The organism is Oceanobacillus aidingensis (genome assembly GCF_042654105.1).
GTDB lineage: Bacteria > Bacillota > Bacilli > Bacillales > Amphibacillaceae > Oceanobacillus > Oceanobacillus oncorhynchi.
In genome coordinates this window covers 140,384-156,148 of record NZ_JBHSFT010000050.1, presented here as the reverse complement: position 1 = coordinate 156,148, position 15,765 = coordinate 140,384, and the positions used below count along the sequence as shown (strand labels likewise).

General features: G+C 39.0%; 20 protein-coding genes. 9 read left to right on the top strand and 11 right to left on the bottom strand.

From position 1 onward, the window contains the following. Positions 1-9 precede the first annotated feature (9 nt). The 9 genes from ACFO3P_RS21720 to ACFO3P_RS21680 form a co-directional block, all read right to left on the bottom strand. Positions 10-618, bottom strand: a complete 609-nt coding sequence (locus ACFO3P_RS21720; protein WP_193064676.1) for a helix-hairpin-helix domain-containing protein — start codon at positions 616-618, stop codon at positions 10-12. Between the two features lie 109 nt (positions 619-727). Then, on the bottom strand, positions 728-1,474 hold the full coding sequence (locus tag ACFO3P_RS21715) for a class I SAM-dependent DNA methyltransferase (protein WP_289584581.1): 747 nt from the start codon (positions 1,472-1,474) through the stop codon (positions 728-730). A 5-nt stretch (positions 1,475-1,479) separates the two neighbouring features. Next, positions 1,480-1,836 carry a ribosome silencing factor gene (gene rsfS / locus ACFO3P_RS21710; RefSeq protein WP_042534866.1) on the bottom strand — a complete coding sequence of 119 codons (357 nt, stop codon included), beginning with the start codon at positions 1,834-1,836 and terminating at the stop codon, positions 1,480-1,482. Beyond that, a complete protein-coding gene (yqeK, locus tag ACFO3P_RS21705) occupies positions 1,833-2,414 on the bottom strand; it encodes a bis(5'-nucleosyl)-tetraphosphatase (symmetrical) YqeK (protein ID WP_193064674.1) in 582 nt (193 codons plus the stop codon). The genes rsfS and yqeK overlap by 4 nt, the downstream gene beginning before the upstream one ends. Beyond that, on the bottom strand, positions 2,401-2,970 hold the full coding sequence (locus ACFO3P_RS21700) for a nicotinate-nucleotide adenylyltransferase (protein WP_042534870.1): 570 nt from the start codon (positions 2,968-2,970) through the stop codon (positions 2,401-2,403). The genes yqeK and ACFO3P_RS21700 overlap by 14 nt, the downstream gene beginning before the upstream one ends. Before the next feature lie 101 nt (positions 2,971-3,071). Beyond that, complete coding sequence (yhbY, locus tag ACFO3P_RS21695; RefSeq protein WP_042534873.1) at positions 3,072-3,362, bottom strand: ribosome assembly RNA-binding protein YhbY; 291 nt, start codon at positions 3,360-3,362, stop codon at positions 3,072-3,074. Further along, on the bottom strand, positions 3,349-4,194 hold the full coding sequence (gene aroE / locus ACFO3P_RS21690; protein ID WP_193064673.1) for a shikimate dehydrogenase: 846 nt from the start codon (positions 4,192-4,194) through the stop codon (positions 3,349-3,351). Before aroE ends, yhbY begins: the two co-directional genes overlap by 14 nt. A gap of 83 nt (positions 4,195-4,277) precedes the next feature. Next, complete coding sequence (yqeH, locus tag ACFO3P_RS21685; protein WP_193064672.1) at positions 4,278-5,390, bottom strand: ribosome biogenesis GTPase YqeH; 1,113 nt, start codon at positions 5,388-5,390, stop codon at positions 4,278-4,280. A 2-nt stretch (positions 5,391-5,392) separates the two neighbouring features. Further along, positions 5,393-5,908: a YqeG family HAD IIIA-type phosphatase gene (locus tag ACFO3P_RS21680; protein ID WP_042534879.1), complete on the bottom strand. Its 516-nt coding sequence runs from the start codon at positions 5,906-5,908 to the stop codon at positions 5,393-5,395. 1,178 nt (positions 5,909-7,086) lie between these two features. Between ACFO3P_RS21680 and ACFO3P_RS21675 the strand changes: the two genes are divergently transcribed. The 9 genes from ACFO3P_RS21675 (at position 7,087) to sigK (ending at position 14,354) form a co-directional block, all read left to right on the top strand. Further along, positions 7,087-7,227, top strand: coding sequence for a sporulation histidine kinase inhibitor Sda (locus ACFO3P_RS21675; protein WP_042534881.1), 141 nt, complete (start codon positions 7,087-7,089; stop codon positions 7,225-7,227). A 423-nt stretch (positions 7,228-7,650) separates the two neighbouring features. Next, complete coding sequence (locus tag ACFO3P_RS21670) at positions 7,651-10,071, top strand: Na+/H+ antiporter subunit A (RefSeq protein ID WP_042534883.1); 2,421 nt, start codon at positions 7,651-7,653, stop codon at positions 10,069-10,071. Next, positions 10,068-10,499, top strand: coding sequence for a Na(+)/H(+) antiporter subunit B (locus ACFO3P_RS21665; protein ID WP_379542619.1), 432 nt, complete (start codon positions 10,068-10,070; stop codon positions 10,497-10,499). Before ACFO3P_RS21670 ends, ACFO3P_RS21665 begins: the two co-directional genes overlap by 4 nt. Continuing rightward, positions 10,499-10,837 carry a Na(+)/H(+) antiporter subunit C gene (locus ACFO3P_RS21660; protein WP_212929077.1) on the top strand — a complete coding sequence of 113 codons (339 nt, stop codon included), beginning with the start codon at positions 10,499-10,501 and terminating at the stop codon, positions 10,835-10,837. The genes ACFO3P_RS21665 and ACFO3P_RS21660 overlap by 1 nt, the downstream gene beginning before the upstream one ends. Next, positions 10,830-12,314, top strand: a complete 1,485-nt coding sequence (locus ACFO3P_RS21655) for a Na+/H+ antiporter subunit D (protein WP_042534886.1) — start codon at positions 10,830-10,832, stop codon at positions 12,312-12,314. The genes ACFO3P_RS21660 and ACFO3P_RS21655 overlap by 8 nt, the downstream gene beginning before the upstream one ends. Before the next feature lie 5 nt (positions 12,315-12,319). After that, the gene (locus ACFO3P_RS21650; protein WP_289584580.1) at positions 12,320-12,796 is read left to right on the top strand and encodes a Na+/H+ antiporter subunit E; all 477 of its coding nucleotides are present in this window, start codon (positions 12,320-12,322) and stop codon (positions 12,794-12,796) included. Continuing rightward, complete coding sequence (locus ACFO3P_RS21645; protein ID WP_042534890.1) at positions 12,796-13,074, top strand: Na(+)/H(+) antiporter subunit F1; 279 nt, start codon at positions 12,796-12,798, stop codon at positions 13,072-13,074. Before ACFO3P_RS21650 ends, ACFO3P_RS21645 begins: the two co-directional genes overlap by 1 nt. Next, a complete protein-coding gene (gene mnhG / locus ACFO3P_RS21640) occupies positions 13,067-13,417 on the top strand; it encodes a monovalent cation/H(+) antiporter subunit G (RefSeq protein ID WP_306432767.1) in 351 nt (116 codons plus the stop codon). The genes ACFO3P_RS21645 and mnhG overlap by 8 nt, the downstream gene beginning before the upstream one ends. A gap of 229 nt (positions 13,418-13,646) precedes the next feature. Beyond that, positions 13,647-14,354 carry an RNA polymerase sporulation sigma factor SigK gene (sigK, locus tag ACFO3P_RS21635; RefSeq protein ID WP_042534895.1) on the top strand — a complete coding sequence of 236 codons (708 nt, stop codon included), beginning with the start codon at positions 13,647-13,649 and terminating at the stop codon, positions 14,352-14,354. Positions 14,355-14,548: 194 nt separating this feature from the next. Here the strand turns inward: sigK and hfq are convergent, their stop codons facing one another. Together hfq and miaA are read right to left on the bottom strand one after the other, a co-directional pair. Next, the gene (gene hfq / locus ACFO3P_RS21630) at positions 14,549-14,773 is read right to left on the bottom strand and encodes an RNA chaperone Hfq (RefSeq protein ID WP_042534897.1); all 225 of its coding nucleotides are present in this window, start codon (positions 14,771-14,773) and stop codon (positions 14,549-14,551) included. A 44-nt stretch (positions 14,774-14,817) separates the two neighbouring features. Further along, the gene (miaA, locus tag ACFO3P_RS21625) at positions 14,818-15,750 is read right to left on the bottom strand and encodes a tRNA (adenosine(37)-N6)-dimethylallyltransferase MiaA (protein WP_289584579.1); all 933 of its coding nucleotides are present in this window, start codon (positions 15,748-15,750) and stop codon (positions 14,818-14,820) included. Positions 15,751-15,765 lie beyond the last annotated feature (15 nt).

Sequence of the window (15,765 nt, the reverse complement as noted above, 5' to 3'; positions counted from 1 at the left end):
CCTTATTTTCTACGGCACTTGGATATGCTCGATCAGCGTCTCCAGTGTTTTTTCTCCAATACCAGAAATCTCTAATAAATCCTCTGGTGTTTGAAACAATCCATGATTATCACGATGGGCAATAATCGCTTCCGCTTTAGCAGGTCCGATACCAGGAAGCTGGGTCAGCTCCTCACTGGAAGCCGTATTTATTTTTATCTTATTGTTATTTGTCTGCTCCCCCGCAGGAGCATTCACTACAGGTTCTTCTTGGCCGACAGCAGGTATCAAGACAACCATCTCATCCTGAACAACCTGTGCTAAATTCACTTGTAGAATATCTGCATTTTCGGTAAACCCGTCAGCTCGGTCAATAATATCCCTGATCCGGTCACCTTGTTCCATTTCATATACTCCCGGCTGCATCACTTCTCCTTTTACATCGACTACTGCTGTTCGTGCTTGTTGTTCTGCCGGAGTTTCCTTAGTAAGCGGGGCTTCTGTTGGTTCTTCCAAATCTGAAGATATTAATGAGGCGGATAACGGGCTGGACGGTTCTTCTTTGCTGATAAATATAAAAAAAATAATAACAGCAGCAATCACAATAAAAATATAACTATTTTTCTTTAACCAATACAAAAGGTATTACCTCCTTCTTTGTCAAAATAGTACCCTCTTACTTAGTATTTCGACAAAGAAAGATAATCTCCTTTTCCTCAGAAAATAGATTAAAATACACTTTTGCAGCTTATTTTTCAGCCAAAAAGAAAATCCTTTCTGATTGTTCATCCCAATTATCTGCTTCTAATGAAAAATCAGCATAGATATGGATTTTCTTAAAACCGATATTTTTTAAAATATTTTTATATACTTCTATCGGAAATGTCCGTTGATGATGTTCTTCTTGAAAACGAATAAAGCGGTCTTCTTCTTCTTGTTGGAAAAAGGTAACATGGTGGTACATTTCTCCTTTCTCCTCTCCCGGGATACACTCCCAGATATAAGCCGCCTCCTCCATTACATCGGAAAATGTCTGGCCGATATAGATATCCTCTACAGTGTGCATGGAATGGACATCAAAGAAAAATATCCCGTCTGGTTCTAACAGCTGATAAACATTCTTAAAAGTTTGCTCTACAGCTTGAAGGTCTGTTACATAATTTATTACATCACAGCAGCTGATTGCCATGTCATAACGCTGCTCCACACCATCCAGCTTTGTCATATCTGCTTCTAACCAGCTGATACCATCTGCAGGTTCTAGATCCTTTTGCGCTTCATGCAGCATGTCCCCGGACTGGTCTACCCCCGTCATTGTATATCCTCCAGCAGCTAATTTCCGGGTAATGACTCCGGTACCACAGCCTAAATCAATAATTGACTGCACTGGTCTTTCTGTCTGAGCTATCATTTGCTGAATAATAACCACCCAATCATCATATGGGACATTATCCATCAGCCGATTATAGACCGCAGCCATTTTTCGATACACCATTTTCCTTACCCTTCCTGCGTAATATTCAGCGCAATACGGTCCGCATCGCCCCATAATTTTTCTAAATTATAATAATATCTTTCATCCTTATGGAAAACATGACAAACGATATCACCGACATCAACAAGAACCCATCGCGCTTCTTCAAAGCCTTCCATTCTTTTAATGTCTTTTCCATTTTCTTCTGCAGTTTCTTTGATTGCCCGGGCAATTGCTTGTACCTGCCGTTCATTGCTTCCGTGGCAAATCACGAAATAATCAGCGACTAAAGATACTTCGTTCATATCTAAGGCAACAATATTTTCTGCTCTTTTATCATCGCAGGCTTCTGCAACTACTTGTATTAATTCTTTATTATTCATTTTTTTATTCCTCCAAAAATGTGTTGATTTAAGTCGTTATAAGCATGAAAGCTGTCAGGATATACAGTGTTGTCCCTTTCCATCAAGAAACGAACCGTATTCTTTGCTGCCTGGTAACATGCTTTTGTTAAATCTGTCTTAGCTGTCTCTCTCACTTCCTCTACCCCGGGGAAATTTCTGAACGGCTCAATATAGTCAGCGATAAAGATAATTTTATCCAGCTTTGTCATATCCGCTCTTCCCGTTGTATGGAAGTAAATAGCATCTTTTATCTCTTGATCCGTAATTGCATAATTTTCTTCTATCCGGACCGATGCAACTGGTCCATGCCATAATTCATGATGAAATGAAAGAAGCAAATCCGGAAGTTCGCTGCTCGTTTTAATGGTTTGCTTCATTTCCTCTAAGGAATCACATTTACAGTAATCATGAAATAAGGCAGCGATAGTAGCATTTTCTACGGATTCATGAAAGTTTACAGCAAGCTCTGCTGCTGTATCAGTTACTCTCAACGTATGCTCATATCTTCCTTTCGTCAGTCTTTCCTTCAAATCTGCCTTCAGGTTATCTATATTCATAAATCTGATTCTCCTTAATATAATTCATCACACCATCAGGAAGCAAATAACGAACTCTCTCCCCTTTTTCTAATCGATTTCTGATAAAGGTAGAGGAAATATCCAAAGGATGTATCTCCAAGCGTTCCACAGGATAAGGCGTATCTAATGTATATCCCGGTCTCGATACACCTATAAAACGAACCATATGAACTAGTTCCTCTACCCGATTCCATTTTGGCAGATAGTCTACCATATCCCCGCCGATAATAAAGCTGAAATCAGCCTCAGGAAAGTCCGCCGTCAGTTCCTTTATCGTGTCATAAGTGTATGATTTCCCTTCTCTTTCAAGCTCTAGCGCGTTTACTTGAAAATAAGGATTATCCTTGATTGCCAAATGAAGCATCCGCAAGCGATGGGATGCATCCAAAACGACGGTATCTTTATGAGGTGGTGTCCGCGTCGGAATGAACCATATCTCATCCAATTGCTTTCGGATTCTTACTTCTTCAGCAATCCATAAATGTCCTATATGCGGCGGATTAAATGTTCCGCCTAAAATTCCAATCTTTTTCAAAGACTCACCTTCTGAAATTATTAATATGCTTTCAAACATGAAGCGTCATTTGGATTACTCGTCCCATTATGACCGCTGGCGGTTTTATGAACAGCCTCTGTTTATGGTAATTTAATTTCTTTATGGTCCGTTGACTCTTTATACAAAATAATCGTATTGCCGATGATTTGTACCACTTCTGCTTCCGTGCCGGCAGAAATCTGTTCAGCAACAACATGTTTATCCTCTACACAATTTTGAAGAATACTGACCTTTATCAATTCTCTCTTCTCTAATGCTTCGCTGATTTGTGTGACCATATTTTCATTTACCCCATCTTTCCCAACCTGGAAAATAGGCTTAATATGGTGCGATTCACTTCGTAAAAATTGCTTTTGTTTATTGGTTAACATCTGCTTTATCCCCTTTTATCTTGGTTATCATCTCTTCATCCATTCCAGTGACGTCGACATTTTTGTTGGTCCAGATTTCAAATGCCTTCTGTGCTTGATAAAGCAGCATCGTATGTCCATAATGAATCCGGCCGCCTTTTTCCGCTGCCTGCTTTAAAAACTGTGTCACAAGCGGCTGATATACAATATCACTGACAATCGTGCCTGCTTTTAAATTAGACAGGTCTACGATTTGCTTTGCTTCCTCCATCCCAACAGAGCTGGTTTGAATAATAACATCATATGCTGCAATGTTTTTCTCAGCCTCTGCCAGCGTGATAACAGAAGCACTGGTTCCTTTCATAATATCTTCACATTTTGACTTCGTCCGGTTGGCAAGCGTCAAATTCGTATAGCCTGCCTGAATCAGTCCATGGAAAATACCTCGTGCAGCTCCGCCGGCACCGAGTATTAAAATAGGAACATCTATATTCCTGTCCATATCAGGAAACTTATCGCGCAATGCCTGCACATAGCCAATTCCGTCCGTATTATACCCGACCCATTCATTTCCTTCCAAAGAAACGGTATTGACTGCCCCCACGCGTTCCGCAGTAATATCAATTCTATCCAGATAAGGAATAATTGTTTGCTTATAAGGAACCGTAATATTAAATCCATTCACTTCTTCTTCTCTCAACTTCTTCATTTCCTCACCAAAAATTTCCTTACTTGCTATTTCATGCAATCTATAAGAACCTTCCAGACCGGAACGCTCTAAAAAGGAAGTCTGAATCCAAGGTGATAAGGAATGCTTGATGGGATAACCGATTAATTTCAATTTTAAACTCAACGGTACGCCTCCTGTCTCTCTTCTCTCTATGATAAATAGTTGGATCCGATATTATTTTTGTGTTCTCTCAGAAGTTTACCTGCTTACTGCTGGCCGGATAAAAGGGATTTTCTGGTGGTTACGGAAACCCCTTTGGGACTGTGGGCTGCTACCGTAGCCCCCTCGCCCTGCACACTGATCCAGCCTAATCCCGGAAAAACAATATCTACTTTTCCTTTTTCTATTTTAAAGCTGTGTGCCGTAAGCGGCGGGAAGTTCTCCAACTGTTCTTTATACGGCGGAGACAACAGCTCCCCGGCATGCTTCTCGTATAATTCATCCGAATTCTCCAGTTTTGTACGGTGAATCGTTAAGTCATTCGAGAAGTAACATACAAACGATTGTTTCTCTCCTTTAATAAAGTCCATCCTTACTAAGCCGCCAATGTATAGGGTCTGCTGTTCCTGCAATTGATAAACCCTGGCCTTAATTTCTTTTTTGGGTGTAATCATTTTTAATTCTTTTTCAGAAACATAATGTGCCATCTGCTGTTTATTAACGATTCCCGGTGTATCTACTAAAAATGAATCTTCATCTAATGGTATTTCGATAAATCCTAATGTAGTTCCCGGGAAGTAAGACGTCGTAATGGCCTCTTCTTCTCCTGTTGACTCTTTAATTAAACGGTTGATAAATGTTGATTTCCCGACATTCGTGACACCAACAATAAATACATCCTTGCCAGACCGATGTGCTTCTATTTTTTCCTTCAGCTCATCTATTCCTTTTCCTTTTACAGAAGAAATCAATACAACATCCTTTATTTTGATTCCCAGCTGGCTCGCTTCATGACGCAGCCACTGTTTTAACTTATTTTCATTTGTCGATTTTGGCAATAAATCCAGCTTATTGCCAACTAAAATAATCGGGTTGTCCCCCGTGATTCTTGGCAAATTACTTAATAGCGTACCATCTACATCAAATACATCGATGATATGCACTATCAATCCATTTCTATCACGTATGGAACTGACCATTTTCAAAAAGTCTTCATCCGTTATCGACACATCATGAATTTCATTATAATGCTTCAAACGAAAACATCTTTTACATAAAATAACGTCTTTCTCTAATGCACTGACTGGCGCATATCCTGCTTCATTCGGATGCTCTGTCTGAATAATACTTCCGCACCCTTGACAAATATGTTGCTCCAACCTTATTCCTCCTTATAACGCTTATCCTTGTTCTTAATTCTTTTTAAAATAATTCTTTCCATAAAACGGTTAATCTTTGTTATTTTTCCGTCTGTCTGCACTACAGGAATGACCAGTACAGTATAGAATCCGGCCATATTGCCTCCGAGGACATCCGTCATCACCTGGTCACCGACGACTAAAATTTCTTCTTTTTTTAAATCCATTTGCTTTGCAACAGTCTTAAAAGCTCTGCTCAAAGGTTTTCTGGCACTAAAAACAAAGGGAGTTCCAAGCGGCTCCGAAAAAACGGTGACACGTTCTTGATTATTATTTGATATGATGGTTACTTTTATATCATTTTCTTCCATTGTTTTAAACCATGTAATCACATCAGGGGTTGCATCTTTCACATCCCATGCAACAAGCGTATTATCCAAATCTGTGATAATCCCCTTGATTCCCTTTTCTTTTAATTTCTCTGGTTTCAAGTCAAAAATTTGATCAATTTGCTCATCCGGCAAAAATTTAGAAAACATATACACACCTCAAGATTTCCAATAAATTAACATATTTGTTCCTTGCATACTATAGTACTTTACTTATACAAACATTGTTATTTAACTTAATCCGCATATACAAGATAAAGAAATTCTATCATCATTAGGCGAAAGGAATCCCAACCTCAAGCCAGGCTAACCCCGCAACGTCCAGGGGTTGCGATTACTCGTCCCATCGAAAACATTTGGGACTGCGATTACTCGTCCCATCGAAAACATTTGTACGTCGGAATGCACAGAGTGAAGCCAAGCAGGTAGGAACTGAATCGTCTTTTTCCACATTCACGAACATAAGTTTGCATGGTATAATATTTTTGAAAGATGTTCTTTGAAAACTAAACCAATAAAAGGTTGTGGCGAGAATCGTTGCTTTGTCACATAAAATGTTCAAGCCAAACATTTCAGCCAAGGCACATAAAGTGAAACTTTATTCAGGGGGTTCTTTCCCCCTGGATATTAGTTGAACGAATCGGGCCGATACTGGCTGTTGGATCTCCTACTTAGAATTTTGAGTTCTCACCATTCTTGAAGTTGGATTCTTACAAAAGCCCTTCGATGGGACGAGTAATCGCAGTCCCAGCCAGTTACACTGCTACAAACGTGTCAACCTCAAGCAGGCTGAAATGTAATCCCAAAGGCAGGACCAATGGGATAGCGGGGTTGGATGTTTTCAGCACATCAATGTGTCAACTCCACTGGGGCTTAATCGTCATTTGTAAAGTCGATACCCCAGAAACCCCCACTTCAAATTTCAGATGAAATTAAGTGGCGGGAGTATTCATGCTACATCACATTATACCTAATCCTACTACAACTGACTAGCGTTTCAAAGAATTATTGCCTCCATTAGGAATGTTCGCCTAATCGACAGCGATTTCCAATTTTTTCTTTTGTTGATCGGAAACTATGCAGCCTGATCTCTAAAAATACATCTATCTCTAGAAAATCGTTCGACAAATTCTGATATTTTTCGATTATGTGGATAACTTTATCAACATAAAAATGTTTTAATAACAACAGTAAGCAGGGTTACCCACCTTCTTATACACAACTTATATACAACTATATGTAGATAAGTTATAGCTTGTTAACACAAGATACACGTGTTAAATTATTATTAACTTAATAGAAATGCTGACACTTGAGGAGGTTGTATTGTGGAAACATTATCGGACGAACTATTACTTGAATCATATTATAAAGCAATATCATTAAACTTAAGTCCTGATTTTCTTTCTTTGTTTGAGGAAGAAATCCATAAAAGATCTCTATCTCATAAAATTAAAGAATCTGTATAATTTTGTCTTGTTTCCCAAACTTCAATTTAAAAATTGAAGTTTTTTTTTCGCTTTTTTCCCTTGTTTCTTCCTATTTAAAATACAAGCTTTCCATCCTGATCATCACATTCTTTTTGTATGCATCCATCTTCTGAATAGGTTATAATCAAATGTAGCACTCTAACTTTGTGCAAAAAAAACCGTAAAGAGATGGAGAACAAATAGAAAGCATGGTATTCCCCCTTCATTATCACACCGAATAACCTTTATGTGCTCTGTAAAAAGAAAGCTTCCACCCCTATTTCTTATTCATAATAGGCAGGCTTTTTGTTTTCAACATTAGAAATGAACTTGAACACTTTTAACTGAAGGAATATTTAAAGTATTTTATTTTGCTCTACAGTTAAAAGGAATTCGCTATTTTTGTAAAAGGAGGAATTACTTTTGACGTTACTACACTGGGCTGTTTTATCACCGTTTATCGCAGCCATACTTATTCCATTCTTGTATAAGTATTTAAAGAGAATACATACTGGCTGGTTTGTTTTGATTCTGCCTCTGGTACTATTCATTTATTTTCTATCTTTTATACCTAGAACATCATCTGGCGAAGCAATTTTAAATAATTTGGACTGGGTTCCTTCCCTCGGAATAAACTTCAACGTATATGTTGACGGTCTAAGTCTGCTCTTCGCATTATTGATTACAGGAATCGGAGCACTCGTTGTTCTCTACTCTATTTACTATTTGTCGAAACGAAAAGAAAAGTTAAACAATTTCTATGTCTATCTTTTAATGTTTATGGGTGCTATGTTAGGAGTCGTTCTTTCCGATAACTTAATTGTTATTTATGTTTTCTGGGAAGTAACAAGTATCGCTTCTTCATTATTAATCAGTTACTGGTATACGAGAGAAAAATCTATTTATGGTGCTCAAAAATCAATGTATATCACCGTTTTCGGCGGATTATCCATGCTCGCTGGTTTTTCTTTACTTTACGTTATTGCCGGCACATTCAGTATCAGGGAGCTGATAGCAAATGCGGACATTGTGATGGCGAGCGGATTATTTATCCCGGCAATGATTCTGGTTTTACTAGGCGCATTTACCAAGTCGGCTCAATTTCCATTCCACATCTGGCTTCCAGATGCAATGGAAGCGCCGACACCCGTCAGTGCTTATCTTCACTCTGCAACTATGGTAAAAGCAGGAATTTATCTTGTTGCCAGATTGACCGGGGTATTCGGAGGTGCACCAGAATGGTTCTGGATTATTACCATTGCCGGATTAGTTACCTTAACATGGGGCTCTATTTCAGCAGTACGGCAAAAGGATCTAAAAGGAATTCTGGCCTTTTCCACCATAAGTCAGCTCGGTTTAATCATGAGTTTACTTGGGACAGGCTCTGCTGCGTTCTATTTTCAGGATGGGGACAATGCGTTATACATGACCGCCATCTTAGCAGCGGTATTTCATCTGGTTAACCATGCAACCTTTAAAGGAAGTCTGTTTATGGCAGCCGGAATCGTTGACCATGAGACAGGTACAAGAGATATCCGTAAACTGGGCGGTTTAATGACCATTATGCCTATTACAGCAACCATTTCTCTTATTGGACTGGCTTCGATGGCAGGATTGCCTCCATTTAATGGTTTTTTAAGTAAAGAGATGTTTTTGACAGGGATGCTGAATGTGACGGAATACGGTATTTTCCATTTAGAAACATTTGGATTTATCATTCCGATTATTGCTTGGATTGCCAGCGTATTTACCTTCTTATATTGTATCCTGATGTTTTCAAAGACGTTTATGGGTAAATTCGATAGCAGTAAGCTAAAAGTACAACATGTGCATGAGGCTCCGATCGGTATGCTGATTAGCCCTATCATACTCGCTGTTCTTGTTGTTGTATTCGGGCTTTTCCCTAATCTGTTAGCGTACTCCATTATCGAGCCTGCTATGGCTGCTATCGCACCCGGCATTCTTTCTCCAGGAGAGTTTTTTGATGTACACATCACTCACTGGCATGGCTTTTTAGCACCAGAGTTATGGATGACAATCGGTGTGGTAGTATTGGGTGTCATCTTATTTATGACCTTTAAAAAATGGGAAAATACCGCATTCTACCGCGGGGAACGTGATTTGTTCAACTACGCCTATGATTATGGATATGACGGCTTAGTAAAAGGGTCTCAATGGCTAACACGTATCCAGATGACAGGCAGGTTAAGAGATTACTTCATCTATATGTGTACATTTATCATATTGATAATGGCCTATACGATGTACCGTTATAATTTACCGGCGATCCAATCGCTTGATTTATCACCGGTGCCAATTTACGTATGGTTTGTCATTGCAGTATTTATCGGGTCTGTTATTGTTATTCCGTTTATTAATAATCGGGTAGCATTAATTATTGCAACAAGTGTCAGCGGCTTTATCGTAGCTCTATTGTTTGTTCTGTTCCGAGCTCCGGATTTAGCATTGACGCAGCTGCTTATCGAAACCGTATCCGTTATTTTGTTTATGCTTGTCTTTTATCACTTGCCGAAATTGAAGAAGGTAAAAACACCTCCAAAATTGAAGGCTGTTAAATTAATCATTTCCATTGGATTTGGGCTGATAATTACACTTGGTTCCCTATCTGCATTTTCATTGGGACAAGAGGCAAATTATTCTTCGATTTCCGAGTACTATACTGAAAATGCCAAGGAAGAAGCTGGAGGATATAACATCGTAAATGTTATCCTGGTGGATTTCCGTGGTCTCGATACCATGCTGGAAGTGCTTGTTGTCGCTTTAGCGGTATTAACCGTTGTCAGTTTAATACGATTACGTTTTAAAGGAAGTGAGGACGTATGATGAAAAAACCAAATAATATGATGCTGCAGACATTGACCAGACTCATTATTTTGATTGTCCTCTCCTTCTCTATCTATTTACTGCTCGCAGGTCATAACAGCCCTGGCGGAGGATTTATTGGAGGTCTAATGACTGCAAGTGCCATTCTTATTTTGTACCTCTCATTTGGCTTAAATTCCATTAAGAAGGTCATTCGATTTGATTATATAAAAATAATCGGCATCGGGTTACTTTTTGCCAGTGTAACAGGTGTGGTCTCTATGGTTTTTGGTTTTCCTTATCTAAAACAATTCTTTGACTATTTTAGACTGCCAATCCTGGGAGAGGTTGAATTGACCACCGCACTGCCTTTTGATTTAGGTGTTTACTTTGTTGTACTGGCCAGTGCACTTGCAATTATTCTGACGATTGCGGAGGATGATAAATAATGGAACTATTAATGTCAATTGTCATAGGAATTGTTTTTAGCGTAACGATTTATCTGTTTATGTCTAAAGACCTGCTCCGCGTTGTTGCAGCTACATTATTACTTTCTCACGCCGTGCATCTTTTATTATTAACGATGTCCGGGCTGCAGCGCGGTGCTGCTCCTGTTTTAAGTTTTGAAGCAGAAGCATATACAGATCCGCTGCCTCAGGCGCTGGTACTGACAGCCATCGTTATTGCTTTTGCTGTTACTGCTTTATTGTTAGTTATGTCTTATCGGACCTATAAAGTGCATAAAACAGACGATTTAGAAGAATTAAGGGGTTCTGCTGATGAGTAATGTAATTATTCTGCCGGTTATTATACCTTTCATAATCGGTGCTATACTTATACTTTTATACAAACGACACACGATACAGCGTGTGATAAGCGGAATTACAATGCTTGCTTTACTGGCACTTTCCGTTTATTTAGCAATTTATGTGTACCAGCATGGAACGCTCGTATTGGAAGTCGGCGACTGGGAGGCACCTTTTGGAATTGTTATTGTTGCAGATTTACTTTCAACACTGATGCTGCTTTTATCTACTTTAGTAGGTACCGTTTGTCTGTTCTTTGCTTTCCAGACAATCGCCAGAGACCGTGAAAAGCAGTTTTTCTACCCGCTTTATCTTTTCTTAATGATTGGGGTCAACGGTTCTTTTTTAACAGGCGATTTATTTAATCTATTTGTGTTCTTTGAAGTAATGTTGATTGCCTCTTATGGATTGATTGTTCATGGAGGGACAGGCTATCAGTTAAGAGAGTCCTTTAAGTATGTAATTATCAACATTTTTGCATCCGCCCTCTTTATTGTAGGGATAGCATGGATTTATTCTATTACCGGAACAATGAATATGGCGCATATCGCCCAGCGTGTTTCGGAATTAGACCAGACTGGCGCACTCAATATAGTAGCTATTATGCTGTTTATTGTTTTTGCTTCTAAAGGAGCCTTATTCCCGCTTTATTTTTGGCTTCCGAAGTCCTATTACGGTCCTCCTGCTGCTATAGCAGCCTTATTTGGGGGTCTGTTGACCAAAGTAGGTATTTATGCGATTATCCGTACATTTACTGTAATTTTCAATCATGATACAGGCTTTACGCACAAAGGATTAATTGTTACGGTTGCCGGTTTTACCATGTTATTCGGAGTTCTTGGAGCTGTATCGCAATTTGATTTCAAGCGTATTCTCTCCTATCATATTATCAGCCAGGTCGGCTATATGGTGATGGGTCTTGGTATCTTCACTCCTTTAGCTGTTGCCGGTGCCATTTACTATATTGCGCATCACATGATTGTAAAAACAGCACTTTTCTTATTTGCTGGAGCAACACAGAAAATTACGGGAACAACTGATTTAAAGAAAATGGGCGGATTGATTGGAACCCATCCTTGGCTTGCCTGGCTGTTCTTTATCACTGCCATTTCCTTAGCAGGTATTCCGCCGTTAAGCGGGTTCTTTAGTAAGTTCCCGATAATATTAGCGGGCTTTGAGGAACAACAGTATGTCATTTCTGCGGTAGCGCTCCTGGTTGGGCTTCTGACCTTATTTTCTATGATGAAAATTTTCAGTTACGCTTTTTGGGGCAAGCAGAAGCATACAGCGGCACAAGCAAAGATTCCCGTAGGAAAACTGTTACTGCCGATCTTACCGCTTGTTGCACTTACCATTATTTTAGGATTTGCAGCGGAACCAATTTTCACCTATTCGATGGAAGTTGCAGAAGATATTATGAATCCTACAAATTATATTGAATCTGTGCTGAAGGAGTAGTTGCTATGCCATTTCAAATATTAATAAACGTTTTGCTCGCGATACTCTGGATGTTTTTACAAAATGAGTATACATTCGTAAGTTTTCTTTCCGGTTATTTCATTGGGATTTTAATTTTAATTGTTATACGACATTTCTTAAAGTTTGATTTTTATTTAAAAAAAGTCTGGGCGATTATGAAATTAATTTATTTGTTTATGATTGAATTAATCAAAGCAAATATTGATGTTGTAAAAGTAGTGCTTAATCCGAAGCAAGATCATCAGCCTGGAATTGTTGCTGTCAGAACACGTTTAGAATCAGACTTTGAAATCTCTATCCTGGCAGCATTGATCACCTTGACTCCTGGAACGATTTCCATGGATTTCTCAGATGACAGCAAAACCATTTATGTACATTCAATCGATGTGCCAGATAAAGAAGTTATGATCAAGGATATCCAGGACTCTTTTGAAAAAGCAATCATGGAGGTGACGAAATAATGTTTGATACAATTTTGATTGTTGCATTGAGTGCACTTTCCGTCGCCCTCGTTTTATTGTTTATCCGTGTTATGATTGGTCCGTCTACACAGGATAGAATTCTGGCGTTGGATGCTATTGGTGTTCTGCTTGTCGGTTTTATCGGGATACTGATGATTTTACAAGACACATCCGTGTTCTCTGACATTGTTCTCGTACTTACTATTTTGGGTTTTGTCGGGACCTTGACCCTTTCAAAATTCCTGGAAAGAGGTGTTGTCATTGACCGCGATGATTGAAACAATTGTAACTGTCTTTGTTGTCATTGGTGTATTTTTTGCCGTAGTGAGCGCCATCGGTATACTCCGGCTAAAGGATGTATACAGTCGTGCACATGCTTCCGGTAAAAGTGCGACGTTAGGTGTTATTTTTATTATGCTGGCTGTATTTATCCACTTTTTAACCCAGGGCGAAATGAACGCAAAAATATTATTAGCTATTCTGTTCTTATTCCTGACAGCTCCGGTAGCCAGTCTGATGGTTACAAGATCAGCTTACCGGAATGGAGTAAAACTCGATAAAAATACAATAACCGATGATTTAAAAGAAATGTACGATGCAGATCAAAACCAATCAAATTAAATGAAATAAAAGCTCCGATTTCTCCTGTTATCAAGAGAAATTGGAGCTTTTTATATAGATCGTTCCCTTATAAAAATCCCGAATTGGCGAGGAAAATAAAATTATTTTCTCCTTTTTAGCTTTTCCATTCTGTATGGACAGACACGTTTTTCTTCTTCCACACATAAGAATAGGCTATAGGCAATTACCTAGAAGGTTGAAAGATGCTTACTCTTGGAGGTGATGGGATTTGTCCATGATATTATCTGCACTTGGACTGTTTATTAAAGAAGCTTTATTTTTCGTCTCGTATGTCAAGAACCAGTCTTTCCCTCAGCCACTATCCCCTAAGGAAGAAGCAAAATACATCCAATTGATGCAGGAAGGAGATGAAGAAGCCAGAAACAAACTGATTGAACATAATCTCCGTCTCGTAGCCCATCTGGTTAAGAAATTTGAAAATACCGGAGAGGATATGGAAGATTTAATTTCTATCGGCACCATCGGCTTAATCAAAGGAGTCGAAAGCTTTTCTACAGGAAAAGGTACCAAACTGGCCACCTATGCCGCCCGCTGTGTGGAAAATGAAATACTGATGCATTTAAGAGCACTTAAGAAAGTCAAAAAAGACGTCTCCCTGCATGATCCGATTGGGCAAGATAAAGAAGGAAATGAAATCAGCTTAATTGATATATTAGAAGCTGAAAATGAAAATGTAATTGAATATATCCAATTAAATATGGAAATTTCAAAGATTGAACAGTATTTTTCTATTTTAGACAGCCGCGAACGGGAAGTAATTGTGTATCGTTACGGATTAAATGATCAGGATGAAATGACTCAACGTGAAATTGCAAAGAAGTTAAACATCTCCAGAAGCTATGTTTCCCGGATTGAAAAAAGAGCGTTGATGAAGGTATTTCATGAGTATTACCGGAATGAGCATCCTTCCTTGTGATTGTGTGATTAAAAAGAATCCAATTTATATTTAATGAAATATGTTGGCTGGTAAGTAAACAAAATGAAGTGAAGCCTTAAGCCTCTCTTGTTGATTAAGTTCAAAGAGAGGCTTATTCGTGTATCACGTATAATCCTAACCTGTTCCCCATATCAAAAAGAGAGAAGCTCAACCAAGCTCCTCTCCTCACATCTCTATTCTTTTTCAATTTCCACATTCTTCGATGGAGAGAATGTAGAAATAGCGTGTTTAAAAATAAGCTGCTGCTTGCCGTCTGTTTCCAACAGCACCGTAAAGTTATCAAACGCTTTGACCGTCCCTCTTAATTGAAAGCCATTAGTTAAAAAAACAGTGACAAAAACATGATTTTTTCGCAATTGATTTAAATATTGATCTTGAATATTAACGGATTGAGCCATAAAATAAGTTCCTCCTCTTTTCTATCTATACATCTTTATTCGATTTATGATTCTAAAAATCCTGCTAAATCATTTAAAATTAATTTCATTTGTTGTGCAGCTTCCTTCTCCGTGAGCTGATACCAATTTACATCCAGCTTATTCCGAAACCATGTAAGTTGTCTTTTCGCATATTTGCGTGAGTTTTGTTTAATCGCGTTGACAGCTTCTGCTTGTGATAAGCGGTTGTCTAGATAAGCTGCTATCTCCTTATAGCCGATTGCGTGCATCGACTGGCAGTTTTTATAGCCATTTGCAATAAGAAACTTGACTTCCTCCATTAATCCAGCTTCTATCATATTATCCACGCGGCGGTTAATCCGTTCATATAATACAGCCCGGTCCATATCTAATCCGATAATATATGGATCATAAGGGGATTCTGGCTGCTGCTCTTTCTGATACTCCGACATTGTCAGTCCGGTCAGCTCATAGACCTCTAAGGCGCGGACAAGACGCCTGTGATTATTCGGATGAACTTTTTTGGCCTGCTCCGGGTCAACCTGCTTCAGACGTTCATACAGGCTATCCGTACCTTCTGCTTCGATCTGCTGAAATAGCTTTTTCGTTAACTTCTCGTCGCGGCGCTGGTCGGAAAAATGGTAATCAAACAGTACAGATTGAATATACAGGCCGCTCCCGCCAACAATGATTGGAAGGTTGCCCCGTTCGTGGATTGCTTCAATATGATATTTCACGTGCTCCTGAAAATCGGCAACAGAAAATGGCTGATCCGGCTTAATAATATCAATCATATGATGAGGGATGCCTTCCGTTTCCTCCGGTGTTACCTTAGCTGTACCGATATCCATCCCCTTATATACCTGTGTGGAATCTCCGCTGATAATTTCCCCCCGGAACTTTTTTGCAGCAGCAATTCCTAATGCTGTCTTTCCGACTGCTGTTGGTCCTACGATAGAAACTACTTTTTTCTTCATTTATTTATTCCTCAA